Below are 26225 nucleotides of genomic sequence, written 5' to 3' on the forward strand. Positions count from 1 at the left end.
CTGGAGGGTTTGTGCTGGCCGGGCTGGCCTCATCGCGAGCAGGCTCGCACACAGGTTTGTGGTGTGTTGCAGGTTTGAGTTCCTGCGCAATTGTGGGGTGGCTGGACTGGCCTCATCGCTGGCAAGCCAGCTCCCACAGGTTTCCCAGGTGTGAACGGAATTTCAATCTCAATCGAAATCCGTGTGGGAGCTGGCTTGCCAGCGATAGCAATCTGTCAGACGCCGCAGTAATCCCCTGTCAGAAAGCCAAACCACCCAACCAATAATTATCGATTTCTCGCGTAAGACCTTTCCCGCTGTTACCCACCCGCATCCGAGTAACCAAATGTGTAACCGCCCGCCCCGCAGCGGGGCGAAGGGAAACGCAATGCCCCGTTTTAGAGCCTCAAAACCCCCGGTGAAAAATAAGACACAACGCTGCGCTTGCCGGATTAGAAGGGTTTGCGAATAATAGGCCCGCAATTTGCAGCATAGATCGGTTCACTGTCTTTCGCTCTTGCATGAATTTGCAAGGCTGTCAATGCGCTCAAGCGGGTTTCTCTGTGCATCTGTAATTAGTTGTCGCATTGAAGAAATATCGGCTTCGGGCCTGTCGTTAGAATGCCGATCACTCGCTCATCGTGGCTGACGTTGAAACCCCGAGGGTTTCAATGGGAAATTTCCCACCGATGCTGCACCGCTTTCCCGATTCACCCATTCGCATATTGGGCTGTCGCTCACTCTGCCGTTTTTGCCCTTTACCGATGGAGTCCCAAGATGAAGAAACTTGTGCTGCTTGGCGCCCTGGCACTGTCCGTGCTGTCGCTGAATTCCTTCGCTGATGAAAAACCTCTGAAGATCGGTATCGAAGCGGCTTACCCTCCGTTCGCTTCCAAAGCGCCGGACGGCAGCATCGTCGGTTTCGACTACGACATCGGCAACGCCCTGTGCGAGCAGATGCAGGTCAAGTGTGTGTGGGTCGAGCAAGAGTTCGACGGTCTGATCCCGGCACTGAAAGTGCGCAAGATCGACGCGATCCTGTCGTCGATGTCGATCACTGAAGACCGCAAGAAGTCCGTGGACTTCACCAACAAGTACTACAACACCCCGGCCCGTCTGGTCATGAAGCAAGGTACCGTTGTCAGCGACAACCTGTCTGAGCTCAAAGGCAAGAACATCGGCGTGCAACGTGGTTCGATCCACGAGCGTTTCGCTCGCGAAGTCCTGGCCCCGCTGGGTGCCGAGATCAAGCCATACGGCTCGCAGAACGAAATCTACCTCGACGTGGCCGCCGGTCGCCTCGACGGTACCGTGGCTGATGCCACCCTGCTGCAGGACGGCTTCCTGAACACTGATTCCGGCAAAGGCTTCGCCTTCGTTGGCCCGCAGTTCACCGACGTCAAATACTTCGGCGACGGCGTAGGCATCGCGGTGCGCAAGGGTGACGCGCTGAAAGACAAGATCAACGCAGCCATCACGGCCATCCGTGAAAACGGTAAATACAAAGCCATCCAGGACAAATACTTCGCCTTCGATATCTACGGCAAGTAACACGTCTCTGCGACAAGTCAGAAATGGCGCAAGCAACAGGATCTCTGCGGTTTGCGCCATTTTTTCATCCCAACTTTCGAGGACCTGAATCATGTTGAAAGGCTACGGGGCTGTCATCCTCGATGGCGCATGGCTGACGCTTCAGCTCGCCTTGTCGTCCATGGCCCTGGCCATCGTTCTCGGGCTGATCGGGGTCGCATTGCGTCTGTCGCCGATTCGCTGGCTGGCGTGGCTGGGCGATCTGTATTCCACGGTGATCCGCGGGATTCCCGACCTGGTGCTGATCCTGCTGATTTTCTACGGCGGTCAAGACCTGCTCAACCGCGTCGCGCCGATGCTCGGCTATGACGACTACATCGACCTGAACCCGCTTGCCGCCGGTATCGGCACCCTCGGTTTCATTTTCGGTGCATATCTGTCCGAGACGTTCCGCGGTGCGTTCATGGCGATCCCCAAGGGCCAGGCTGAAGCGGGCATGGCGTACGGCATGAGCAGTTTTCAGGTGTTCTTCCGGGTGATGGTGCCGCAGATGATTCGCCTGGCGATTCCTGGCTTCACCAACAACTGGCTGGTTCTGACCAAGGCGACCGCGCTGATTTCGGTGGTCGGTCTGCAAGACATGATGTTCAAGGCCAAGCAGGCGGCAGATGCCACCCGCGAGCCTTTCACCTTCTTCCTCGCAGTGGCGGCGATGTACCTGGTGATCACCAGTGTCTCGTTGCTGGCGCTGCGTCACCTTGAGAAGCGCTACTCGGTAGGCGTAAGGGCGGCTGATCTATGATCTTCGACTACAACGTCATTTGGGAGGCCATGCCGCTGTACCTCGGCGGCCTGCTGACCACCCTCAAACTGCTCGCGCTGTCGCTGTTGTTCGGTCTGTTGGCGGCACTGCCGCTGGGCCTGATGCGCGTCTCCAAGAACCCGATCGTCAACGGCGCCGCGTGGCTCTACACCTACGTGATCCGCGGCACGCCGATGCTGGTGCAGCTGTTTTTGATCTACTACGGTCTGGCGCAATTCGAAGCGGTACGTGAAAGCTTCTTGTGGCCGTGGCTGTCCAGCGCGACGTTCTGTGCGTGCCTGGCGTTCGCGATCAATACCAGCGCCTACACCGCCGAAATCATCGCCGGCAGCCTTAAGGCCACGCCGAACGGCGAGATCGAAGCCGCCAAGGCCATGGGCATGTCGCGCTTCAAACTGTACAAGCGCATTCTGTTGCCATCGGCCCTGCGCCGGGCGCTGCCGCAGTACAGCAACGAAGTGATCATGATGCTGCAGACCACCAGTCTGGCGTCCATCGTGACCCTGATCGACATCACCGGTGCGGCCCGTACCGTCAACGCGCAGTATTACCTGCCGTTCGAGGCGTACATCACCGCCGGCGTGTTCTACCTGTGCCTGACCTTCATTCTGGTGAAGCTGTTCAAGCTGGCCGAGCGCCGCTGGTTGAGCTACCTCGCCCCGCGGAAGCACTGATATGGAACGCATCGACCACGTATTGCCGTGGAGCCATCTGGGCAGCGAGCGCAAGATTTCGGTGTTCCGGTTTGGGAGCGGCGAGCGCAAGGCTTACATTCAGGCCAGCCTGCACGCCGACGAACTGCCGGGCATGCGCACCGCCTGGGAGCTGAAAAAGCGCCTCGGCGAACTCGAAGCCCAAGGTCTGCTCAACGGTGTGATCGAGCTGGTGCCGGTCGCCAACCCGCTGGGCCTCGGTCAGTTGCTGCAAGGCAATCATCAGGGGCGTTTCGAGGCGGGCAGCGGCAAGAATTTCAACCGCGATTTCGTCGAGCTGAGCGCGCCGATTGCGGCGGCATTGGCTGACAGCCTTGGTGACGATCCGCACGCCAACATTCGCCTGATCCGTCAGGCCATGGCTGATCATCTGGCGGCATTGCCCGAGGCGAGCAGCCAGTTGCAAGGCATGCAGCGCGTTTTGCTCAGCCACGCCTGCACCGCCGATGTGGTGCTTGATCTGCATTGCGACGCTGAAGCGGCGCTGCACATGTATGCGCTGCCGCAGCACTGGCCGCAGTGGCGTTCGCTGGCCGCACATCTGAATGTGAAGGTCGGTTTGCTGGCGGAAGATTCCGGCGGCAGTTCCTTCGATGAAGCGTGCTCGTTGCCGTGGTTGCGTCTGTCGCGGCAGTTCCCGGACGCGCAGATTCCACTGGCGTGCCTGGCGACCACCGTCGAGCTGGGCGGTCAGGCCAATACCGACCGCGCTGATGCGGTGGCTTGGGCTGAAGGCATTCTGGCGTTTCTCGCCGAGCAAGGCCTGATCACCGGCGAGTGGCCGAAGCCGGCCAGCGAACCGTGCGAAGGCATGCCGTTCGAAGGCACTGAATTGCTGTTGGCGCCGCACCCCGGTGTGGTGAGTTTTCTGCGTAAACCCGGCGAGTGGGTTGAAGCCGGGGAAGAGATTTTCGAAGTGATCGACCCTGTGTCCGATCGGGTCAGCACGGTGTGTGCTGGTACGTCCGGGGTGCTGTTTGCCATTGAACGGCTGCGCTATGCCCAACCCGGTTTCTGGCTGGCCAAGGTGGCGGGGCGCGAAGCGCTGCGTCACGGGCGCTTGCTCAACGACTGACTGACTGTTTTTGTGAGAACCGACCGCATGTACAAACTTGAAGTCCAAGACCTGCATAAACGCTATGGCAGTCACGAAGTGCTCAAGGGCGTGTCCCTGAAAGCGGCAGCCGGCGATGTGATCAGCATCATCGGCTCCAGTGGCTCCGGCAAAAGTACTTTCCTGCGCTGCATCAACCTGCTCGAGCAGCCGCACGCGGGCAAGATCCTGCTCAACAACGAAGAGCTGAAACTGGTGGCGAACAAGGACGGCGCGCTGAAAGCCGCTGATCCGAAACAGCTGCAGCGCATGCGTTCGCGCCTGTCGATGGTGTTCCAGCATTTCAACCTGTGGTCGCACATGACCGCGCTGGAAAACATCATGGAAGCGCCGGTTCACGTACTGGGCGTTTCCAAGGCTGAAGCGCGCGAGAAAGCCGAGCACTACCTGAACAAGGTTGGCGTGGCCCATCGTAAAGACGCGTTCCCGGGGCACATGTCCGGTGGCGAGCAACAGCGTGTGGCGATTGCCCGTGCGCTGGCGATGGAACCGGAAGTGATGCTGTTCGACGAACCGACTTCGGCGCTCGACCCGGAACTGGTCGGCGACGTGCTGAAAGTCATGCAAGCGCTGGCTCAGGAAGGTCGCACCATGGTCGTGGTCACGCACGAAATGGGCTTCGCCCGTGAAGTGTCGAACCAGTTGGTGTTCCTGCACAAAGGCGTTGTTGAAGAGAGCGGCAACCCGCGCGAAGTGCTGGTCAATCCGCAATCGGAGCGTTTGCAGCAATTCCTGTCGGGTAGCCTCAAGTAATCAGAGCTGCCGATATGCACCCGAATAGTGCATGCTTCGCAGCCTGAAGGCTGGCTCCGATCCCCTGTAGGAGCTGCCGAAGGCTGCGATCTTTTGATCTTCAACAACAAGATCAAAAGATCGCAGCCTCGTTTCACTCGTCAGCTCCTACAGGTGATCTGCGCCGGACTTATGATTTGCGTTCATTTACGGGCTAGCATTGGCCCATGCCTTCATCACCGTTCTTCGTTTCGGATTGCCCGCCCATGACTGCCCATCGAATTGGTTTCCTGATTTGGCCCAGCACTAAAGCTCTGACGCTGGCGCTGGCGGAGGAGGCCTTGCGGGTTGCTCAGCGTGTGCACCCGGACGTGGTGTACGAACTGTCGTTCCTGCAGGCCGAAGCCAATACCGAAGCGGCGGCCGACGGCGCATGGCAACTGCCCGGCGAAGCCTGGACCGGCAAGCTGGAAAACTTCCAGAAACTGTTCCTGCTCGCCGATGAGCCGCCGACCACGCTGGCCCCGGCCCTCAGCAGCGCGCTCAAGCAACTGGTGCGTGCCGGTTGCGTGATCGGTGGACTGTCGGCGGGTGTCTATCCGTTGGCGCAGCTTGGTCTGCTCGACGGTTATCGTGCGGCCGTGCACTGGCGCTGGCAGGACGACTTCGCCGAACGTTTCCCGAAAGTCATCGCCACCAGTCACCTGTTTGACTGGGATCGCGATCGCCTGACCGCGTGTGGCGGCATGTCGGTGCTCGACCTGCTGCTGGCGGTGCTGGCCCGTGATCATGGGGCAGAACTGGCCGGTGCGGTGTCCGAAGAACTGGTGGTCGAGCGCATCCGCGAGGGCGGCGAACGCCAGCGCATTCCACTGCAGAACCGCCTCGGTTCGAGCCATCCGAAGCTCACCCAAGCGGTGTTGCTGATGGAAGCCAACATCGAAGAGCCGCTGACCACCGACGAAATCGCCCAGCATGTGTGCGTGTCCCGTCGGCAGCTCGAGCGGATCTTCAAGCAATACCTCAACCGCGTGCCGAGCCAGTACTACCTGGAACTGCGCCTGAACAAGGCCCGGCAGATGTTGATGCAGACCAGCAAATCGATCATCCAGATCGGCCTGTCCTGCGGTTTCTCCTCGGGGCCGCATTTCTCCAGCGCCTATCGCAACTTCTTCGGCGCCACGCCGCGTGAAGATCGTAACCAGCGGCGCAGCAGCAGTCCGTTCGAGCTGTCGTCGGTGCCGCCGGAGCGCGGTTGACGCACCCCGGCGGCCCCCCCACGGAACGTCACTCATCGACCCCCGAATCTTCGGACGTGGACACCTCCATTTCTGCCCGTTCGATGACGGCTTCCACGCCAAAATCGATGCGGTGTTTTCGGAAGTAGGCGATCAGCCGTTGCAGGCTGAGCTCAGAGAGCGGATTGCCCCGCAGGCTGAATTTTTCCGCACGCTCTTCTGGCAACTCCAGAATATCGCTGGGAACCTGGGTGATTGCGTTGTCGCTCAGGTCGGCGATTTCCAGATGTTCGAGTTGCAGCATGCCCGGCGGCAGACCGGTAATGCCGCTGTTGTCCAGCATCAGCGTTGACAGGTTGGTCATCTGGCTGACATCCGGCGTCTCGCCCAACGGGTTGTCGCTCAAGTCCAGATGATCGAGGCGCTCCATTTGCGCAAGCTCAAGGGCGTTTTGCGGCGTGAGCGTCAGCTCGCACTGTGAGAGCGACAAATAGGTCAGGTCAGCCATGCGAAACACCGCCGGCGGAATGTGTTCCAGTCGATATTGGTAAATCGTCAGTCCCCGGAGGCTGGCAAACGTCTCGACAAACCTGTCCACTCCAAACGTCTGGCCCGGCAGGCTTCTGAGGTACAGATGGGTGACATGGCTGAAGTCGGCATTGAGCACTGGCAAGTCGCCGCTGATGATGGTCGTCAGGTTCAAGTCATGCAGTGGCTGCAGGTTCTGATCCAGATCGTCCTGCTCGGTTTCCCGGCGCCAGCACTGCTCGATGAGCGATTTGAATTCGTTGCGTGCGGCGTGCTCATTCAGCACTTGCTCAATCGTGAAGGGCTCGCCACTGATCGGGTGCAGGGCCGGATGGTCGATCGCCCAGGTGTCGAGGTGGCTACTCAAGTCGCTGTATTCCCGCTCAAGTCGTGCAAGTTCGACTCGCCCCTCGGCCAGGTCGCCAGGTAGCAGATAAAAGAACTCACTGGCCTGTTCCCGATCCATGTGCGTGTACAGCGTCTGTACGCGCAGCAAATCAGCTTGTTCGGCCATTACGCCGAAGTCCTGTCGGGTGTCGTTGAAGTGGCGTTTGACGCGCTCCCGGTCTGTGCTGGCGATCGGGTTGCCGCTCAGATCGAAGCCTTCCGGAACATTGCTGGGCAGCTTGAAGAGGGCGGGAGGCAATGACCGGATCTGATTGTCGTTGAGCAGCGCGGTACGCAATTGCGGGCGCGTGAGCAGGCCGGTTGGCAGTTCGGATATGCCGGTCTCCGACACATCGATGTAATTCAGCCGGGGCATTTTTTCGACATTGGGCGTGAGTCCGAGCGGGTTCCTGAACAGGTCGAGAGTTTTCAGTTGGTTCAGCGCCGCCAGCGTTGCCTGGCTTTCGGCGGTCAGGGTGATGCCGCAGTCGCTGAGAATCAGCTCGCGCAGTTGTGGTGAGCGACTGACTGCCTCCGGCAGGTCGCCGAGCTGGAAGTTGCGCAGCGCCAGACGGCGCAGGCCGGAGAAACTGTCCAGAAAACGCTGCACGCCCTGAGTGCTGCCGACACCCTCGATGGTCAGGTAGTCCACGTGACTGAAGTTCACCTCCAGCGCTGGCAGCTCTCCCAGGATTGGCTGTGACAGGCGCAGATCAATGGTCTGATCGGTGTTCTCCGGCAAGCAAACCTGCTGTTTCCAGCAGTCCAGAATGTCGACCAGCATCTGCCGTCGGCGATGGCGCTGGATCGCATGTTGCTCGGTGTTGAGGCGGGCGCCGGTCTCCGGATGAACCAGGGGAATCCCCTCGGCCCACGAATTCAGAACCTCGCCGAGGCGGCTGCGTTCAGCGATCAGACGGCTCAACTCCACTCGCGGGCCGTCCGGATGGCGTTGCAGACGCTCGACGAATGCGTTGAGCTCCTCGGGCAGCAGGTGCGGCAGCAGCCAGTGGGCATGGGCGTGCAGTGTTGGCGTGTTGACGGGCATGCGTCGATAGCCGCTGGTTCCGCCACGCAGGCGCATCACCGTTGGATCGTAGGCGTGTTTGCGAATCGGGTTTTGCGAGAACAGTTCCAGCAACGCTTGACGGTCGAGCGCGTGGTCACGAATCAGTTGCCTGAGCAGCAGATCTTGCGTGATGTGAATGTTCAGCGCCGAACGTTGTGCGTCGGGCAGAGCATGCAACAGGCTCGCATACAGAGACCCCGGCACGCTGAGCGACTCACCGGTAGCGTCGAACGGCTGATAGTCGCCCTGTTCAGTGAGTACCAGCACTTTGCGAGTGAGCGCGTCCTGTGCGCCGAGGCTGTCGATCAGTGGCCCGCTATGGCTGTAGTGCCTGAGCTCCAGTCGGATCGACGGCGACCAGCCCGGCAAGCGTGGCAGCGAATGGAGGGCCAGCCGATCGGTATCCAGATTATTGATCGTCGCTTGCAGCTCCAGTCCTTCGAGGGCTCGAGTCGTGCGCACTTGCAGACCCGTTTCCTGCGTCAGAGCGACCAGTCTTTCGGAGAGTGTTCCACGCTGTAATTGCAGGTATTCGCCGTCACTTGCGGTTTCCAGTATCGACTGCGCCAACGCCTTCGGCAGGCCGGGTTCGGCATCCATCAGTACCTGTACCAGCGGGCTGGCGCCCCGCTGCAATTGGCGATACCGATCCTCGAACAGGTTTTGGCGTTTGCGCTGTGCCAGCTCGGCGACGGTGCGCCGCAAGCGGTTTGCGCGGACTTCGGCCGAGGGGGCGGGCGTATGCAGTGCTTCGCTCAACAGCGTCCTTCGTTGCGATTCTGTCAGGCGTTGCAGGCAGGTCTTGAGCAGGTCGCCACCGTCCAGTCGTGAGCCCTCGATTTGTACGAAGGGCACATCGACGACAGGGCTGCGCCACAATGTTCTGCCCTGACGGTCGATCAGTTGCAGGCCTTGGTCAGCAGGCCAGTCGCCGTTGTCGAAAAGCAGTTGCAGTTGGGTGGCGGGGTCGGCCTTGAGGTAATTCTCGGCATGCGGGCTGCCGATCTGCTCGATGAACAATTGAATGTCCTGATCGATCTGCCAGCGCAGCAGCGTGTCACTCAGTAAGGGTGGCAACTGTTCGCGCTCGACGTGCATCTGGCGCAGGGTGTTTTCCTCGCAGCCACTGATATTCAGCAGTCGTTCCTGCAGAGCGGCGGGAAGGCGCTGCATCTGCGCACTGCTGCGGCTCAGCACAGTGGCGCGATCCCAACCCAGTGGCTGGTCAATTTCGGTTTGCCAGGCGCCTGCGGTGTTGTGCCTGAGTGCGGGTTTGTAAGCCTTGGGACGCGTCGGATGGTCGATGCGATAGGCGCCCGTTTCGGCATCAAGGCTGACGGCATACATCTTGTCTTCGAGGGCCAACAGGTTCTTGCCCTGGTGGGCTTGCAGGCCCAGCGCATCGGTTCTGGCGTCTTTGGGCGGCGTGCCGGGCCACTCGTAAGGGCGCAGGTCGGGTTTCCAGTAGCGGGGCTTGCCATCGGCTGCCTTCACCGGAATAAAGCGGTCGATAAACTGGACGACATCGGCAGGTAAAACCGCGCGAAACTCGCTGACGGCGATCGCGCCGCCAGCGGCGAAAGTGCCGACCTGCACCATGGACTCCACGACACCGATCAAATGCGCGAACGCTTCGCGGGATTGCCCTTCGGCCCAGTCGACGATGCTTTCGAACGTCTCGTCGAGCAGTTGGTAGGCCGTGTAGGCGAGCATCAGCTCGCCGAGAAATGGCACAAATGGCAAGGCGACGAACACGGCGATATCGAGCAGTGCCTGTGCGATGTCCGTAAAGGCATCCCAGAGTGCCCAGCGCGCCTTGCGATCGACCATGGCTGTCGAGACGGCGATGGCGCGGGCATCGTTGAGCATTTTGTCGAGCTTGCGTTGGTAGAGATATACCCACAGCTCACCCTGGATCGGGGTCGCGACGATCTGCAGAAAAGGTCGCGCGGCCGGATGCTCGCGCCAGGTCGGGCGTGGATCGCCGGCCGGCACGGGTTGCCAAGTGACGGGGCTAAGCAGCGACTGTAACTGACCGAAGAAAGCTCCGCGCTCGGCATGGTCGATGAAACGGCTGAAGAAGATCTGATAGTCCGGATCGCGCAAGCGTTGCGCCAGCTCCTCAGCGAAGGCAGCGGAACTGGCGTACTCCTTGACCGGGTGTTGCGGGTCATCGGGAATGTAAACCACAACTCGCGCTGCTGCGTGTGCTGCTTCAAGATTCGGGGCGAACAGTACGATGCCGGTCAGGCTGACTTTCATCATCGTCAGCGCATGGCACTGCCACGCCTGCCGATTGAGGCGCAAATGCTGCAAACCCTCGAGCAGCCCGAGAATCAGCCGATGGACATCGGCTCCCAGCAGCTTTTGCATATAGGCCATTTGCAGGGCGGCGACCAGTGCGGCTTTGTCGCTGGCGCAAACCTGTGGTTGCAACACGGCGGCAACCAACGGATTGCTGACGCCCAGGTTGTCTTGCAGATAAGTGTAATAGCGGCGGCCGATATCCAGTTCGCGACACAGGCGGGTGAAGTCAGGGATCGGCATCGCCTTGAGGATGTTCGGCAGCACGCTGAACCGGCCTTCGGGGGAGGGCTGGCTGATATAACCTGAGGCGGACTCAAAGGCGTCAGCGGCGGTCTCGCTGCTCTCAAAATTGTGCAGCGCGGCGTCCAGCAACGAGACGGTCCAGGTGCGTGCGGCGCCGGATTTGATGCGCAGCCACGGAACATGGTCGGGCAGATACAGGCGCAGGAAGGTCTGCCTGACATCCAGGTTCAAGCCAAAGCGCTTTTCCAGTTCGGCGCGCAGCAGTGGTTCGGCGAAGGTTCTGGCGTCTTGCAGTCGGGCAAGGCTTCGTTCGACGCGGTTGTGTGCGGTCCAGTGCGCGGCATTCAGCGCGCGCAGTTTTGCATGCTCGGTGCGTGATGCCTGGTTGAGGCTGGGGGGCAGTAGCGGACTGGCCCGTTTCAAAGCCGCGCGCTTGTGTGCCGCCGCCTGGCTCAGCCATGTCGGGATGGCCTGGAGTAGCGGTTGGTAGTGTGCGTCCTGCCGGGGTCGCAGCAGTGGGTCGGGCAGCGTCGCGAGGGCGGGTGTGGTTTCTTGAATCATGGGATGAGGCCGTTTGCCTGGAAAAGGTCAGTAGCAAACACCAGCCATTGATTCGATGTGCGGTACATATATACCGCACGCCACAAAACTCTCTTGATTAAGATCCCCGGTACGTCTGCGCAAATGACGGCGTGCAGTTTAAACTGCGCCTTTGCGACGCTATATGTCGCATTGCCGTAAACCCGGGAAAATCCGGGGTTTGCGCTATAAGAAGTTGTCGCTTGGCGGCAAGGCCGGGCTGAAAACTGTCCTTACAATCCCCCCATCGCTCGCCAGTTTCAGGCGGGTGTTCCTCTTCAGGAGACTCCGATGTCCGTTGAGCACGCTGCGGTACAACGCGCCGATTTCGACCAGGTAATGGTTCCCAACTACGCGCCTGCCGCTTTCATTCCGGTGCGTGGCGCCGGCTCCCGCGTCTGGGACCAGAGCGGTCGCGAGCTGATCGACTTCGCCGGCGGGATTGCCGTAAACGTATTGGGCCACGCGCATCCGGCGCTGGTCGGTGCCTTGACCGAGCAGGCGAACAAGCTGTGGCACGTGTCCAACGTGTTCACCAATGAGCCGGCCCTGCGCCTGGCGCACAAGCTGATCGACGCCACGTTCGCCGAGCGCGTGTTCTTCTGCAACTCGGGCGCCGAAGCCAACGAGGCCGCGTTCAAGCTGGCCCGTCGCGTGGCGTTCGACCGTTTCGGCAGCGAGAAGTACGAAATCATCGCCGCGCTCAACAGCTTCCACGGTCGTACTCTGTTCACCGTCAACGTCGGTGGCCAGTCGAAGTACTCCGACGGTTTCGGTCCGAAAATCACCGGTATCACTCACGTTCCTTACAACGATCTGGCCGCGCTGAAAGCGGCGGTTTCCGACAAGACCTGTGCGGTCGTGCTCGAACCGATCCAGGGCGAGGGCGGTGTGCTGCCGGCCGAACTGGCTTACCTGCAAGGTGCCCGTGAACTGTGCGACGCGCACAACGCGCTGCTGGTGTTCGACGAAGTGCAGACCGGCATGGGCCGTACCGGTCACCTGTTCGCCTATCAGCATTACGGCGTGACCCCGGACATCCTGACCAGCGCCAAGAGCCTGGGCGGTGGTTTCCCGATCGCGGCGATGCTGACCACCGAAGAGCTGGCCAAACATCTGGTCGTCGGCACCCACGGCACCACTTACGGCGGCAACCCGCTGGCGTGCGCGGTTGCCGAAGCGGTGATCGACGTGATCAACACCCCTGAGGTGCTGAACGGCGTCAACGCCAAGCACGACAAATTCAAGACCCGTCTGCAGCAGATCGGCGAGAAGTACGGCCTGTTCACTCAGGTGCGTGGCCTCGGTCTGTTGATCGGTTGCGTGCTGAGCGATGCCTGGAAAGGCAAGGCCAAGGACATCTTCAACGCCGCTGAAAAAGAAGGCCTGATGATTCTGCAGGCCGGCCCGGACGTGATCCGTTTCGCCCCGAGCCTGGTGGTGGAAGACGCCGATATCGATGCCGGTCTGGACCGCTTCGAACGCGCGGCTGCTGCACTGACGCAAGCCTGATAGACCCTTCGACGCCTGAGGATTCGGGCGTCGAACCCAATTTTGATACCGGACAGATTCAACTGTCGGAGTCAGCCTTTGTGGTGAGGGGATTTATCCCCGATGGGCAGCGAAGCGGCCCCCAAAATCTTGGGGCTGCTGCGCAACCCATCGGGGCGGTGCGACGTTTCGCTAAATCCCCTCACCACAGGGCTCACTCCCACAATGTCCGGTGTTTTTTCTGTGATTTTTATAAGAGAAAGGAGTGACACCATGCTGGTGATGCGCCCTGCGCAAATGGCTGATCTGGGCGAGGTACAGCGTCTGGCTGCGGACAGTCCGATTGGTGTCACTTCCTTGCCGGATGACGTGGAACGTCTGAGCGACAAGATCGCTGCGAGCGAAGCCTCGTTTGCTGCCGAAGTGAGTTTCAACGGTGAAGAGAGCTACTTCTTCGTCCTCGAAGACACCGCCACCGGCAAACTGGTCGGCTGCTCGGCGATCGTCGCCTCGGCCGGTTACTCCGAGCCGTTCTACAGCTTCCGTAACGAGACTTTCGTCCACGCGTCCCGCGAGCTGAAGATCCACAACAAGATCCACGTGCTCTCGCAATGCCACGACCTGACCGGCAACAGCTTGCTGACCAGTTTCTACGTGCAGCGCGAGCTGGTGGGGTCGCCGTGGTCCGAGCTCAACTCGCGTGGCCGCCTGCTGTTTGTCGCCAGCCACCCGGAGCGTTTTGCTGATTCGGTGGTAACCGAGATCGTCGGCTATAGCGACGAAAACGGCGACTCGCCTTTCTGGGATGCAATCGGGCGCAACTTCTTCGACCTCAACTACGCCGAGGCCGAGCGCCTGTGTGGCCTGAAGAGCCGCACGTTCCTCGCCGAACTGATGCCGCATTACCCGATCTACGTGCCGCTGCTGCCGGATTCCGCTCAGGAAGCGATGGGCCAGGTGCACCCGCGTGCGCAGATCACCTTCGACATCCTGATGCGCGAAGGCTTCGAGACCGATCATTACATCGACATTTTCGACGGTGGCCCGACCCTGCATGCGCGTGTTTCGGGGATCCGTTCGATCGCGCAGAGCCGCGTAGTGCCGGTGAAGATCGGCGAGCCGGTCAAAGGCGCCGGGCGCCAGTATCTGGTGGCCAACGCGCAGTTGCAGGATTACCGCGCGGTGCTGCTGGAACTGGACTACGCGCCGGGCAAACCGGTGACCCTGGATCTGGAAGCAGCCGAAGCCCTCGGCGTCGGTGAAGGTGCCAGCGTGCGCCTGGTGGCGGTTTAACGCCTTAGCGAGTTTCACGGGTGGCGAAGGCGGCCCGTTTGAGGAGATAGCATGATTGTTCGTCCCGTACGCAGCAGCGATTTATCCGCGCTGATCGACCTGGCCCGCAGCACCGGCACCGGCCTGACCACCTTGCCAGCCAACGAAGAACGCCTGACTCACCGGGTCGGCTGGGCCGAGAAGACCTTTCGCGGCGAAGCCGGCCGTGGCGATGCGGACTACCTGTTCGTGCTCGAAGACGACAACGGTCGTGTGGTGGGGATTTCCGCCATTGCCGGTGCCGTGGGCATGCGCGAGCCTTGGTACAACTTCCGCGTCGGCCTGACGGTCAGCGCCTCGCAAGAGCTGAACATCTATCGCGAGATTCCGACGCTGTTCCTCGCCAACGACCTGACCGGCAACTCCGAGCTGTGCTCGCTGTTCCTGCACGCCGATTACCGCAGCGGTCTGAACGGCCGCATGCTGTCCAAGGCGCGCATGCTGTTCATCGCCGAGTTCCCTGAGCTGTTCGGCAACAAGATCATCGCCGAGATGCGCGGCGTCTCCGATGAAGCCGGACGCTCGCCGTTCTGGGAGAGCCTCGGTCGGCACTTCTTCAAGATGGAATTCAGTCAGGCCGATTACCTGACCGGCGTTGGCAACAAGGCGTTCATCGCCGAACTGATGCCGAAATTCCCGCTGTACACCTGCTTCCTGTCGCCGGATGCGCGCAACGTCATCGGTCAAGTACACCCCGACACCGAGCCGGCGCTGGCGATGCTCAAGGGCGAGGGTTTCAGCTATCAGGGCTACGTCGATATCTTCGACGCCGGCCCGGCCATCGAATGCGAAACCAGCAAGATCCGCGCAGTCCGCGACAGCGAAGCGCTGGTGCTGGCGATTGGTACGCCGGGCGATGACGCCACGCCGTTCATCATCCATAACCGCAAGCGCGAAGACTGCCGCATCACTGCTGCGCCGGCCCGTCTGGCTGCCGGCACGCTGGTGGTCGATCCGCTGACCGCCAAACGTCTTCAACTCAACGCCGGTGATCAAGTGCGCGCCGTGGCGTTGTCCGCTGCTCGGGAGTCGAAATAATGAATTCGCTATACATCGCAGGTGAATGGCTGGCCGGTCAGGGCGAAGCCTTTCAGTCGCTAAACCCGGTGACCCAGCAAGTGCTGTGGTCGGGGGAGGGCGCCACTGCCGCTCAGGTCGAGTCGGCCGTGCAGGCAGCGCGTCAGGCCTTTCCGGGATGGGCGCGGCGTTCGCTGGACGAGCGCATCAGCGTGCTCGAAGCTTTCGCTGCGGCACTGAAAAACCACAGCGACGAGCTGGCCCGCACCATCGGTGAGGAAACCGGCAAGCCACTGTGGGAAGCCGCGACCGAAGTCACCAGCATGGTCAACAAGATCGCGATCTCGGTGCAGAGCTACCGCGAACGTACCGGCGAGAAGAGCGGCCCGCTGGGCGACGCCACCGCCGTACTGCGCCACAAGCCACATGGTGTGGTGGCGGTATTCGGCCCTTACAACTTCCCGGGCCACTTGCCGAACGGCCACATCGTGCCGGCGCTGCTGGCCGGTAACAGTGTGCTGTTCAAGCCAAGCGAACTGACGCCGAAAGTCGCCGAGCTGACGGTCAAGTGCTGGATCGAAGCCGGTCTGCCGGCCGGCGTTTTGAATTTGCTGCAAGGTGCGCGTGAAACCGGCATCGCGCTGGCGGCGAACCCGGGCATCGACGGTCTGTTCTTCACCGGTTCCAGCCGCACCGGCAATCACCTGCATCAGCAATTTGCCGGGCGTCCGGACAAGATTCTTGCGCTGGAAATGGGCGGCAACAATCCGCTGGTAGTTGATGAAGTGGCTGATCTGGACGCAGCGGTGTACACGATCATTCAGTCGGCTTTCATCTCCGCCGGTCAGCGCTGCACCTGTGCCCGTCGTCTGCTGGTGCCGCAAGGCGCGTGGGGCGACAGCCTGCTCAAGCGTCTGGTGGAAGTCAGCGCGACCATCGAAGTCGGTGCGTTCGATCAGCAACCCGCGCCGTTCATGGGCTCGGTGATTTCCCTCGGCGCGGCGAAAGCGCTGATGGATGCCCAGCAACACCTGCTGGCCAATGGCGCGGTGTCGCTGCTGGCGATGACTCAGCCGCAAGCGCAATCGGCGTTGCTGACTCCGGGCATTCTCGATGTGACCGCCGTGGCCGAGCGTCCGGACGAAGAACTGTTCGGCCCATTGCTGCAGGTGATTCGCTACGCCGATTTCGCTGCGGCGATCAGCGAGGCCAACGACACCGCTTACGGCTTGGCGGCGGGTTTGCTGTCGGATTCCGAAGATCGTTATCAGCAGTTCTGGCTGGAAAGCCGCGCCGGTATCGTCAACTGGAACAAACAACTGACCGGTGCCGCGAGCAGCGCGCCGTTCGGCGGCGTCGGTGCATCGGGCAACCATCGCGCCAGCGCCTACTACGCGGCGGATTACTGCGCGTACCCGGTGGCCTCGCTGGAAACGCCGAGCCTGGTGTTGCCGGCTGCCCTGACGCCTGGCGTGAAAATGGTGTGATGCCTATCGCTGGCAAGCCAGCTCCCACAGGATCGCAGGCGTTCACACATTTTGTGTACGACGCGATCACTGTGGGAGCTGGCTTGCCAGCGATGGCCGCGCCGCGGTCTTAAAGAATAGTTACTGAAGCCTATAACAACAGATTCTCGTGGAGCCTCGCTGATGAAATCCTATGAAGTCAATTTTGACGGTCTAGTGGGGCCGACCCATAACTACGGCGGTCTGTCCTACGGCAACGTTGCGTCCCAGAGCAACAGCCAGCAGTCTTCGAACCCGAAGGAAGCGGCGCTGCAAGGTCTGGCGAAAATGAAAGCGCTGATGGAAATGGGCTTTCAGCAAGGCGTGCTGGCGCCGCAGGAGCGTCCGGACGTGGCCGCTCTGCGCCGTCTGGGTTTCAGCGGCACCGACGCGCAAGTGATCGAGCGCGCCGCGAAAGAAGCCATGCCGCTGCTGGTCGCCAGTTGCTCGGCGTCGAGCATGTGGGTGGCCAACGCCGCCACGGTCAGCCCGAGTGCCGACACCGCTGATGGCCGCGTGCACTTCACCGCCGCCAACCTCAATTGCAAATACCACCGCAGCATCGAACACCCGACCACCAGCCGTGTGCTCGGTGCGATGTTCGCCGATCAGCAACACTTCGCCCACCACGCCGCGTTGCCGGCGGTGGCGCAGTTCGGTGACGAAGGCGCGGCCAACCACACGCGTTTCTGCCGTGAGTACGGCGAGGCCGGTGTCGAGTTCTTCGTGTTCGGGCGCAGTGCGTTCGACACCCGTTACCCGGCGCCGCAGAAGTACCCGGCGCGCCAGACCCTGGAAGCCTCGCAAGCGGTGGCGCGTCTGCACGGTTTGCGTGATGAAGGCGTGGTTTACGCGCAGCAGAACCCGGCGGTGATCGATCAGGGCGTGTTCCACAACGACGTGATCGCGGTGGGTAACGGCGAGGTGCTGTTCTATCACGAGGACGCGTTCCTCGACACCGAGCAGATGCTGGCCGAGCTGCAGGGCAAACTGGCCAAGGTTGGCGGCAAGTTCCAGTCGGTCTGCGTGCCGCGTTCGGCGGTCACCGTGGACGACGCGGTGCGCTCCTACCTGTTCAACAGCCAGTTGCTGTCGCGTCCTGACGGCTCGATGCTGCTGATCGTGCCGGAAGAATGCCGTGGCAACGAACGCGTGTGGAACTACCTGCAAGGTCTGACCAGCTCCGGCGGTCTGATCCGCGAAGTCAAAGTCTTCGACCTCAAGCAAAGCATGCAGAACGGCGGTGGCCCGGCGTGCCTGCGACTGCGCGTCGCGCTCAACGAAACCGAGCTGGCGGCGGTCAACCCAGGGGTTATCATGACGGCCCCGTTGTACGGTTCGTTGACCGCATGGGTTGAAAAGCACTACCGCGACCGCCTGAGCGAAAGCGATCTGGCGGACCCGCAGTTGCTGCTTGAATGCCGGACGGCACTGGATGAACTGACGCAAATCCTTAAACTGGGCGCGGTTTATCCCTTCCAGATCAATTGATGACCGGCGCGTCGCCGAACGCGGCGCGCGGCTTGTCTCCCCAAGAGAGTAAAAACATGAGCGATTCCCTGCAGCTGATCCTTGAAGACACCGACGGCAAGCAACTGGAAACTTCCTGCACCCGCGTCGCGGTCATGTGGCAAGGCAGAGAGCTGTGGATCCAGCAGGACGGCCGTGGCCAGCTGTTGATCGGTGTGGACGTCGAGGAAGGTGACGAAGAGTACGCCAACCTCCTGCTGCGCCCATTGGCAACTAATCTGGTAAGTCTGCAACTGGAAATGGAACCGGCTGAAGTCGGCGACGAAGATCACGTGCACGGCCCGGATTGCAACCACGATCACTAAGGAAACCGCTCTATGCTCGCCCTCGGCAAACTGCTTGAACTGACCCTCGCCGGCCGCGAACCGGCGGAGAAGACTCAACTGACTGTCGAAGGCGTGCGCATGCGCTGGTTGAGCGAGGGTGCGCTGGAAGTCCGGCCGCCCGAAGCGCGTGACAATGGCCTGGACCTGCTGCTGTCGGCAGGTATCCACGGCAACGAAACAGCGCCGATCGAGTTGCTCGACCGGCTGCTGCATGACATCGCTCGCGGCGATCTGAAGCCGCGTGCACGCATTCTGTTCCTGTTCGGCAACCCCGAAGCGATCCGCAAGGGCGAGCGCTTCGTCGAGCAGGACGTCAATCGGCTGTTCAACGGCCGGCATGAACAAACCAGCGGTTCCGAAGCCATCCGCGCCTGCGAGCTGGAACGCCTGGCGGCGAGTTTCTTCAGCCTGCCGGACCGTCAGCGTCTGCACTACGACCTGCACACCGCCATTCGTGGTTCGAAGATCGAACAGTTCGCGCTGTACCCGTGGAAGGACGGTCGTCAGCATTCGCGCCGCGAACTGGCACGTTTACGCGCTGCCGGCATGGAAGCGGTACTGCTGCAGAACAAGCCGTCGATCGTCTTCAGCTCCTACACCTACGACAAGCTCGGTGCCGAGGCTTTCACCCTGGAACTGGGCAAGGCACGGCCGTTCGGACAGAACGAAGGGGTGGATGTTTCACGTCTGGAAACCCGTCTGAAGCAGATCATCGAAGGCAATGAGCCGGATCTGGCTGCAGAAGGTCTGGATGGTTTGCAGCTGTTCAGCGTCGCCCGGGAAATCATCAAGCACAGCGATGCATTCCGCCTGAACCTGCCGGCGGACATCGAGAACTTTTCCGAACTGGATGTGGGTTATGTGCTGGCCGAAGACCTGGCCAATACCCGCTGGGTCATCGAGGAGGAGGGCGCGCGGATCATCTTCCCTAATCCCAAGGTCAAGAACGGCTTGCGCGCGGGCATCCTGATCGTGCCAGCCACCGACGAAAACCTCGCCTGACGCCATCCTCATCTGACAAAAAGCCCTGTAGGAGCTGCCGAAGGCTGCGATCTTTTGATCTTTTTTCTTAGAAGATCAAAAGATCGCAGCCTCGTTTCACTCGACAGCTCCTACAGGTTTTGCATTTGGATCAGACGGCGACTGCACGCGGCTCTGTGCGACGCAGCGCGCGAACCTTCTGCAACGTATCCGCGCAAGTGCGCGCCGCTTCCTGACCCTTGTGCACGAAGTGTTCGAAGAAGAACTTCTGATGTTCGTCACCGGCATGGAAGTGGTGCGGGGTCAGGGACACCGAGAACACCGGCACTTCGGTTTCCAGCTGCACCTGCATCAGGCCGCTGACCACTGACTGGGCGACGAACTCGTGACGGTAGATGCCGCCGTCCACCACCAGGGCTGCGGCGACGATACCGGCGTAACGACCGGTCTTGGCCAGCAACTTGGCGTGCAGGGGCATTTCAAAGGCGCCGCCGACTTCGAAGAAATCGATGTCCGATTCCTGATAACCCTGGGCCAGCATCTCGGCGACGAAGCCTTTACGGCTCTGGTCGACGATTTCCTTGTGCCAGCAGGCCTGGATGAACGCAACGCGCTCGCCGTGAGGGTGTTTGGTTTTGCTGTCGATAGCGGTGGGTTGCATGTTCTGACTCCTGTTTGTGTGAAAAACAGGGCGTTATGAATCGAAAGGGATTCAAGGGTACGCACGAGCACACAAGCGCGCGGGCGGCCCTTTGGTGTCAATCCCGTTCTCTCTTCATCCGGACTATGACCGTCGGCCCCGGAATCACACCGGGTCTGCTGACCTTGCCGCCGATCACAGCCTTTGCCGTGTTCGTCGCCAAGCGCTCGCGGGCTATGCGCATTGCGCGCAATTACCGCCGGTGGGGAATTGCACCCCGCCCTGAGAACGTTTTTGCCGCCCTTTGTCGGGCGGCGCAGCGTTTTTATCACATATTTTCCGGCCTTGCACAGAACCATGTGGGCGCGGGCTTGTTCCGGGCGGCGTTCCCACAGGGTTGTGCCCTCTCAAGGAATAAGTGCCTTTTTACTCGCTCAAGGGTTGATTAATCCGCGCCATGACCGCAGTAATTCACCTTCCAAAAGGGATTTCCCCTGCTGACTCCGAGGCCAGGTTCATGAGCGTTATCGATCTTCGCAGCGACACCGTCACCCAACCGACTCCTGCCATGCTCGACGCGATGACTGCGGCGGCCACCGGTGACGATGTGTACGGCGAAGATCCGACGGTCAATCGTCTGGAGGCGGAATTGGCAAAGCGTCTGGGTTTCGCCGCCGCGCTGTTCGTGCCGACCGGCACCATGAGCAATCTGCTGGGACTGATGGCGCACTGCGAACGTGGCGACGAATACATCGTCGGCCAGCAGGCGCACACCTATAAGTACGAAGGCGGTGGCGCGGCGGTACTCGGTTCGATCCAGCCGCAACCGCTGGAGTTGCAGGCCGACGGGTCGCTGGATCTGGATCAGGTCGCGGCGGCGATCAAACCCGATGACTTCCACTTCGCCCGTACCCGTCTGCTGGCGCTGGAAAACACCATGCAGGGCAAAGTGCTGCCGCTGGATTATCTGGCCCGAGCGCGCCGATTCACTCAGGATAAAGGCTTGCAACTGCACCTCGACGGCGCGCGCCTGTACAACGCGGCGGTCAAGCTGGGCGTCGATGCACGGGAAATCACTCAGTACTTTGATTCGGTGTCCGTGTGCCTGTCCAAAGGCCTTGGCGCGCCGGTCGGTTCGGTGCTCTGTGGCACTGAGCATCTGATCGGCAAGGCCCGCCGCCTGCGCAAAATGGTCGGCGGCGGCATGCGTCAGGCCGGGTTGCTGGCAGCGGCGGGGCTGTATGCGCTGGATCACCACGTCGAGCGCCTGGCGGATGACCATGCCAACGCGCAGTTTTTGGCTGAAGGCTTGCGCGAAGCCGGGTTCAGCGTCGAGCCGGTGCAGACCAACATGGTTTACGTGCAAATGGGCGATCAGGCTGAAGCGCTCAAGGCGTTTGCCGCCGAACGCGGGATCAAGTTGAGCGCCGCGGCGCGCTTGCGCATGGTCACGCACATGGACGTCAGTCGCTCGCAAATCGAGCAAGTGATCGCGACATTCGTCGAGTTTTCGCGCAAGTGACAGCGTTAGCCGTCCAATTGACCGTTACTATCGTATAAACACGCTGTACCCCGCGCGAAGGGCCGATATAATGCGGCCCTTTGCCGTCGTTTCGTCTGTTGACGTTTCGTACAGGCCTTTGGCCGCAGCCTCCGTGGAAGAACCTAATGAAAAGCGCAGAAATCCGTGAAGCCTTCCTTCGCTTCTTCGAAGAGCAAGGCCACACCCGTGTAGCCTCCAGCTCTTTGATTCCGGGCAACGACCCAACCCTGCTGTTCACCAACGCGGGGATGAACCAGTTCAAGGACTGCTTCCTGGGCCAGGAAAAGCGCGCGTACACCCGCGCAACCAGCAGCCAGAAGTGCGTGCGTGCCGGTGGCAAGAACAGCGACCTGGAAAACGTCGGTTATACCGCTCGTCACCACACCTTCTTCGAAATGCTCGGTAATTTCAGCTTCGGTGACTATTTCAAGCACGACGCGATTACCTTCGCCTGGACCTTCCTGACCGGCGTCCTGAAACTGCCGAAGGAAAAACTCTGGGTCACCGTCTACGCCTCCGACGACGAAGCGTATGACATCTGGACCAAAGAAATCGGCGTGCCGGTGGAGCGCATGATCCGCATCGGCGACAACAAAGGTGCGCCTTACGCGTCCGACAACTTCTGGACCATGGGCGATACCGGCCCGTGCGGCCCGTGCACCGAGATTTTCTACGATCACGGCGACCACATCTGGGGCGGCCCACCGGGTTCGCCGGAAGAAGACGGCGACCGTTACATCGAGATCTGGAACAACGTGTTCATGCAGTTCAACCGCACCGCCGATGGCGTGTTGCATCCGTTGCCAGCGCCGTCGGTCGACACCGGCATGGGCCTGGAGCGGATCAGTGCGGTGATGCAGCACGTCAATTCCAACTACGACATTGACCTGTTCAAGAACCTGCTGAAGGCCTCGGCCGAAGCGATCGGTTGCGAAAATGGCGATCAATCGTCGCTCAAAGTGGTGTCCGACCACATCCGTTCTTGCGGCTTCCTGATTGCCGACGGCGTGCTGCCGTCCAACGAAGGTCGCGGTTATGTGCTGCGCCGGATCATTCGTCGCGCCTGCCGTCACGGCAACAAGCTGGGCGCCACCGGCAGCTTCTTTTACAAGATCGTGGCTGCGCTGGTCGCCGAGATGGGCGAAGCCTTCCCGGAACTGAAGTCGCAGCAGAGCAACATCGAACGCGTACTGAAGGCCGAAGAAGAGCAGTTCTCCAAGACCCTGGAGCACGGTTTGAAGATCCTCGAGCAGGATCTGCTGGAACTCAAAGGCACCGTGGTGCCGGGCGACGTGGTGTTCAAACTCTACGACACCTACGGTTTCCCGATGGATCTTACGGCCGACATCGCTCGCGAGCGCGGCCTGACCGTCGACGAAGTCGGCTTCGAGCGTGAAATGGAAGCCCAGCGTGTTCGTGCGCGTTCCGCCAGCTCGTTCGGTCTGGACTACAACACCCTGGTCAAGGTGGATGTGGCCACCGAGTTCACCGGCTACAAAGACACCAGTGGTTCGGCAAAAATCGTCGCCATCTATAAAGATGGCCAGTCGGTCGACGTCTTGAATGAAGGCGAAGAGGCGGTGATCGTGCTGAACCAGACGCCGTTCTACGCTGAGTCCGGCGGTCAGATCGGCGACTGCGGTTTCCTCCAGGCGGGCAGCGCGCGTTTCGACGTCCGTGACACCACCAAGACCGGCGGCGCGTTCCTGCACCACGGCGTGCTGGATTCGGGCAGCCTGACCATCGGCGCGCCAGTGGAAACCCACGTCGATGCCGAGGTGCGTCACGCGACTTCGCTGAACCACTCGGCCACGCACCTGCTGCACGCTGCGCTGCGTCAGGTACTGGGCGAGCACGTTCAGCAGAAGGGTTCGTTGGTTGATAGCCAGCGTCTGCGCTTCGACTTCAGCCACTTTGAAGCGATCAAGCCTGAGCAGATCAAGGCGCTGGAAGACATCGTCAACGCCGAGATCCGCAAGAACTCCGCGGTTGAAACCGAAGAGACCGACATCGAAACCGCCAAGCAGAAAGGTGCGATGGCGCTGTTCGGCGAGAAGTACGGCGACAACGTGCGCGTGCTGAGCATGGGCGGCGATTTCTCCGTCGAGCTGTGTGGCGGTATCCACGCCAACCGTACCGGCGACATCGGCCTGCTGAAAATCATCAGCGAAGGCGGTGTGGCATCGGGCGTGCGTCGTATCGAGGCAGTCACCGGTGCTGCGGCACTGGCCTACTTGAACGCTGCTGAAGAACAACTCAAGGAAGCGGCCAACCTGGTCAAAGGTAGCCGCGACAATCTGATCGACAAGCTGTCGGCTGTGCTGGAGCGCAACCGCGCGCTGGAAAAGCAACTCGAGCAGTTGCAGGCCAAGGCCGCCAGCGCCGCGGGCGACGATCTGTCGAACTCGGCAGTCGACGTCAAAGGCGTGAAGGTTCTGGCCGCACGTCTGGATGGTCAGGACGGCAAGGCGCTGCTGGCGCTGGTCGATCAGCTGAAAAACAAACTCGGCCGCGCAGTGATCCTGCTCGGCAGTGTCCATGAGGAAAAGGTCGTACTGGTTGCAGGCGTGACCAAGGACCTGACTGGCCAACTCAAAGCCGGTGATTTGATGAAACAGGCTGCTGCGGCAGTGGGCGGGAAGGGCGGTGGTCGTCCGGACATGGCGCAGGGCGGCGGTGTCGACGCCGGCGCACTGGATGGCGCACTGGCGCTGACCGTTCCATTCGTCGAGCAGGGTTTATAAGACGGCCCGCCGGACCCGCAGTCTAGTGGCGGGCCCGGCGGCTGTTCGAGTGATTATTGGGCGCCCTTCATGGGCAGAGGCGGCTTTGAAATGGCTTTGATCGTACAGAAATTTGGAGGCACCTCGGTCGGTACTGTCGAGAGAATCGAGCAGGTCGCCGACAAGGTTAAGAAATTCCGCGATGCCGGCGAAGACCTGGTGGTTGTGCTGTCTGCAATGAGCGGCGAAACCAACCGTCTGATCGATCTGGCCAAGCAAATCAGTGGCGACGTGCAACCGGTTCCGCGTGAGCTGGACGTGATCGTTTCCACCGGTGAGCAGGTGACGATTGCCCTGTTGGCCATGGCGCTGATCAAGCGCGGTGTGCCGGCGGTGTCGTACACCGGTAATCAGGTGCGGATCCTGACGGACAGTGCGCACAATAAAGCGCGTATCTTGCAGATTGATGACCAGAAGATTCGTGGTGATCTGAAAGCGGGTCGCGTGGTGGTTGTCGCCGGTTTCCAGGGCGTCGACGAGCACGGCAACATCACCACCCTCGGCCGTGGCGGTTCCGACACCACGGGCGTGGCACTGGCGGCTGCCTTGAAGGCTGATGAGTGCCAGATCTACACCGACGTCGATGGTGTCTACACCACTGACCCGCGTGTGGTGCCGGTCGCTCAGCGACTGGACAAGATCACCTTTGAAGAGATGCTGGAAATGGCCAGCCTCGGTTCCAAGGTGCTGCAGATCCGTGCGGTGGAATTCGCCGGCAAGTACAACGTTCCGCTGCGCGTACTGCACAGCTTCAAGGAGGGTCCGGGCACCCTCATTACTATTGATGAAGAGGAAACCATGGAACAGCCGATCATTTCCGGCATCGCTTTCAACCGCGATGAAGCCAAGCTGACCATCCGTGGCGTGCCAGACACCCCGGGCGTGGCGTTCAAGATTCTCGGCCCGATCAGTGCCGCGAACATCGAAGTCGACATGATCGTGCAGAACGTTGCGCACGATAACACCACCGACTTCACCTTCACCGTGCACCGCAACGACTACCAGGCCGCACAGACCGTGCTGGAAAACACCGCTCGCGAGATCGGTGCCCGGGAAGTGGTGGGCGACACCAAGATTGCCAAGGTCTCGATCGTCGGCGTCGGCATGCGTTCCCACGCAGGCGTGGCCAGCCGCATGTTCGAATCCCTGGCGAAAGAAAGCATCAACATCCAGATGATCTCGACGTCGGAAATCAAGGTTTCCGTAGTGATCGAGGAGAAGTACCTGGAACTGGCCGTGCGCGCCCTGCACACGGCTTTCGAACTGGACGCGCCGGCCCGTCAGGGCGAGTAATCCGGTCATCTGAAGGGCGCGGTCTGACCGCGCCCTTTATTTTTTGAATGGCGCGAGCCCTGAACTGTTCTTTTGCTCGCGCTGGTCAATACTCAGGCATGTAGGGCTACGATCGCTCCGGTTGTAGGTCGGGTGCCTTTTTTTTGCAGACTGTTGTCCCTGAAATGAAATGCGTGAGGAGAAAGGTATGCTGATTCTGACTCGTCGGTGCGCAGAAAGCCTGATTATCGGTGATGGCGAAATCACCGTGACCGTGCTCGGCGTCAAAGGAAATCAAGTGCGCATCGGCGTCAACGCCCCGAAAGAGGTTGCCGTGCACCGTGAGGAAATTTACCTGCGTATAAAGAAAGAGAAGGACGAAGAACCAAGCCATTAATTTTTATCGATTTTTATGTTTGCAAACGGGGAAGAAGGTGGTTAATATACGCCCCGTGTTGCGGAGAGCTGGCCGAGTGGCCGAAGGCGCTCCCCTGCTAAGGGAGTACACCTCAAAAGGGTGTCGGGGGTTCGAATCCCCCGTTCTCCGCCATTATTTGCTTAGT

19 protein-coding genes, 1 tRNA gene and 1 riboswitch are annotated in these 26225 nt (G+C 60.7%); of the genes, 18 read left to right on the forward strand and 2 right to left on the reverse strand.

Translation table 11 applies throughout. The features are described 5' to 3' along the window. Positions 1–756 precede the first annotated feature (756 nt). The 6 genes from ACU680_RS02785 (at position 757) to argR (ending at position 6150) form a co-directional block, all read left to right on the forward strand. Positions 757–1530 carry an ABC transporter substrate-binding protein gene (locus ACU680_RS02785; RefSeq protein WP_007963103.1) on the forward strand — a complete coding sequence of 258 codons (774 nt, stop codon included), beginning with the start codon at positions 757–759 and terminating at the stop codon, positions 1528–1530. A 91-nt stretch (positions 1531–1621) separates the two neighbouring features. Next, positions 1622–2311: an ABC transporter permease gene (locus ACU680_RS02790; RefSeq protein ID WP_003227287.1), complete on the forward strand. Its 690-nt coding sequence runs from the start codon at positions 1622–1624 to the stop codon at positions 2309–2311. Further along, positions 2308–3006, forward strand: coding sequence for an ABC transporter permease (locus tag ACU680_RS02795; protein WP_003227285.1), 699 nt, complete (start codon positions 2308–2310; stop codon positions 3004–3006). Before ACU680_RS02790 ends, ACU680_RS02795 begins: the two co-directional genes overlap by 4 nt. A gap of 1 nt (position 3007) precedes the next feature. Beyond that, complete coding sequence (locus ACU680_RS02800; RefSeq protein WP_448178597.1) at positions 3008–4120, forward strand: M14 family metallopeptidase; 1113 nt, start codon at positions 3008–3010, stop codon at positions 4118–4120. Positions 4121–4147: 27 nt separating this feature from the next. Beyond that, on the forward strand, positions 4148–4912 hold the full coding sequence (locus ACU680_RS02805) for an ABC transporter ATP-binding protein (RefSeq protein WP_003227281.1): 765 nt from the start codon (positions 4148–4150) through the stop codon (positions 4910–4912). A 245-nt stretch (positions 4913–5157) separates the two neighbouring features. Beyond that, a complete protein-coding gene (gene argR, locus ACU680_RS02810; RefSeq protein WP_400763060.1) occupies positions 5158–6150 on the forward strand; it encodes a transcriptional regulator ArgR in 993 nt (330 codons plus the stop codon). A gap of 28 nt (positions 6151–6178) precedes the next feature. Here argR and ACU680_RS02815 read toward each other — a convergent pair whose 3' ends face one another. Next, a complete protein-coding gene (locus ACU680_RS02815) occupies positions 6179–11224 on the reverse strand; it encodes a dermonecrotic toxin domain-containing protein (protein ID WP_448178598.1) in 5046 nt (1681 codons plus the stop codon). A 309-nt stretch (positions 11225–11533) separates the two neighbouring features. Between ACU680_RS02815 and ACU680_RS02820 the strand changes: the two genes are divergently transcribed. The 7 genes from ACU680_RS02820 to astE all read left to right on the forward strand — a co-directional run bounded on the left by ACU680_RS02820 (position 11534) and on the right by astE (position 19445). Further along, positions 11534–12754: an aspartate aminotransferase family protein gene (locus ACU680_RS02820; RefSeq protein WP_448178599.1), complete on the forward strand. Its 1221-nt coding sequence runs from the start codon at positions 11534–11536 to the stop codon at positions 12752–12754. Positions 12755–13006: 252 nt separating this feature from the next. Then, entirely contained in the window at positions 13007–14026 is a 1020-nt protein-coding gene (gene aruF / locus ACU680_RS02825) for an arginine/ornithine succinyltransferase subunit alpha (protein ID WP_007951057.1), read from the forward strand. Between the two features lie 51 nt (positions 14027–14077). Then, the gene (gene astA, locus ACU680_RS02830) at positions 14078–15103 is read left to right on the forward strand and encodes an arginine N-succinyltransferase (protein WP_367085431.1); all 1026 of its coding nucleotides are present in this window, start codon (positions 14078–14080) and stop codon (positions 15101–15103) included. Beyond that, positions 15100–16569: a succinylglutamate-semialdehyde dehydrogenase gene (astD, locus tag ACU680_RS02835; protein WP_448178718.1), complete on the forward strand. Its 1470-nt coding sequence runs from the start codon at positions 15100–15102 to the stop codon at positions 16567–16569. Before astA ends, astD begins: the two co-directional genes overlap by 4 nt. Before the next feature lie 162 nt (positions 16570–16731). Beyond that, positions 16732–18078, forward strand: coding sequence for an N-succinylarginine dihydrolase (gene astB, locus ACU680_RS02840; protein ID WP_367085430.1), 1347 nt, complete (start codon positions 16732–16734; stop codon positions 18076–18078). 56 nt (positions 18079–18134) lie between these two features. Continuing rightward, on the forward strand, positions 18135–18422 hold the full coding sequence (locus ACU680_RS02845) for a topoisomerase II (RefSeq protein WP_367085429.1): 288 nt from the start codon (positions 18135–18137) through the stop codon (positions 18420–18422). 12 nt (positions 18423–18434) lie between these two features. Next, on the forward strand, positions 18435–19445 hold the full coding sequence (astE, locus tag ACU680_RS02850; RefSeq protein ID WP_202368786.1) for a succinylglutamate desuccinylase: 1011 nt from the start codon (positions 18435–18437) through the stop codon (positions 19443–19445). A 130-nt stretch (positions 19446–19575) separates the two neighbouring features. Here the strand turns inward: astE and ACU680_RS02855 are convergent, their stop codons facing one another. Beyond that, positions 19576–20085: a 6,7-dimethyl-8-ribityllumazine synthase gene (locus tag ACU680_RS02855; RefSeq protein WP_367085428.1), complete on the reverse strand. Its 510-nt coding sequence runs from the start codon at positions 20083–20085 to the stop codon at positions 19576–19578. 101 nt (positions 20086–20186) lie between these two features. Next, positions 20187–20358: riboswitch (FMN riboswitch) on the reverse strand. Between the two features lie 223 nt (positions 20359–20581). Here ACU680_RS02855 and ltaE point away from each other — a divergent pair. From ltaE to ACU680_RS02880, 5 genes are all read left to right on the forward strand, one after another. Then, complete coding sequence (gene ltaE, locus ACU680_RS02860; RefSeq protein WP_448178600.1) at positions 20582–21586, forward strand: low-specificity L-threonine aldolase; 1005 nt, start codon at positions 20582–20584, stop codon at positions 21584–21586. Positions 21587–21732: 146 nt separating this feature from the next. Beyond that, positions 21733–24351: an alanine--tRNA ligase gene (gene alaS, locus ACU680_RS02865; protein ID WP_448178601.1), complete on the forward strand. Its 2619-nt coding sequence runs from the start codon at positions 21733–21735 to the stop codon at positions 24349–24351. Positions 24352–24441: 90 nt separating this feature from the next. Next, complete coding sequence (locus ACU680_RS02870; protein WP_448178602.1) at positions 24442–25683, forward strand: aspartate kinase; 1242 nt, start codon at positions 24442–24444, stop codon at positions 25681–25683. Positions 25684–25870: 187 nt separating this feature from the next. Beyond that, complete coding sequence (csrA, locus tag ACU680_RS02875) at positions 25871–26059, forward strand: carbon storage regulator CsrA (RefSeq protein ID WP_002554426.1); 189 nt, start codon at positions 25871–25873, stop codon at positions 26057–26059. Positions 26060–26121: 62 nt separating this feature from the next. Continuing rightward, positions 26122–26212, forward strand: a tRNA-Ser gene (locus tag ACU680_RS02880). The last annotated feature ends 13 nt before the right edge of the window (positions 26213–26225 follow it).

Source organism: Pseudomonas sp. LF020, from assembly GCF_053456425.1.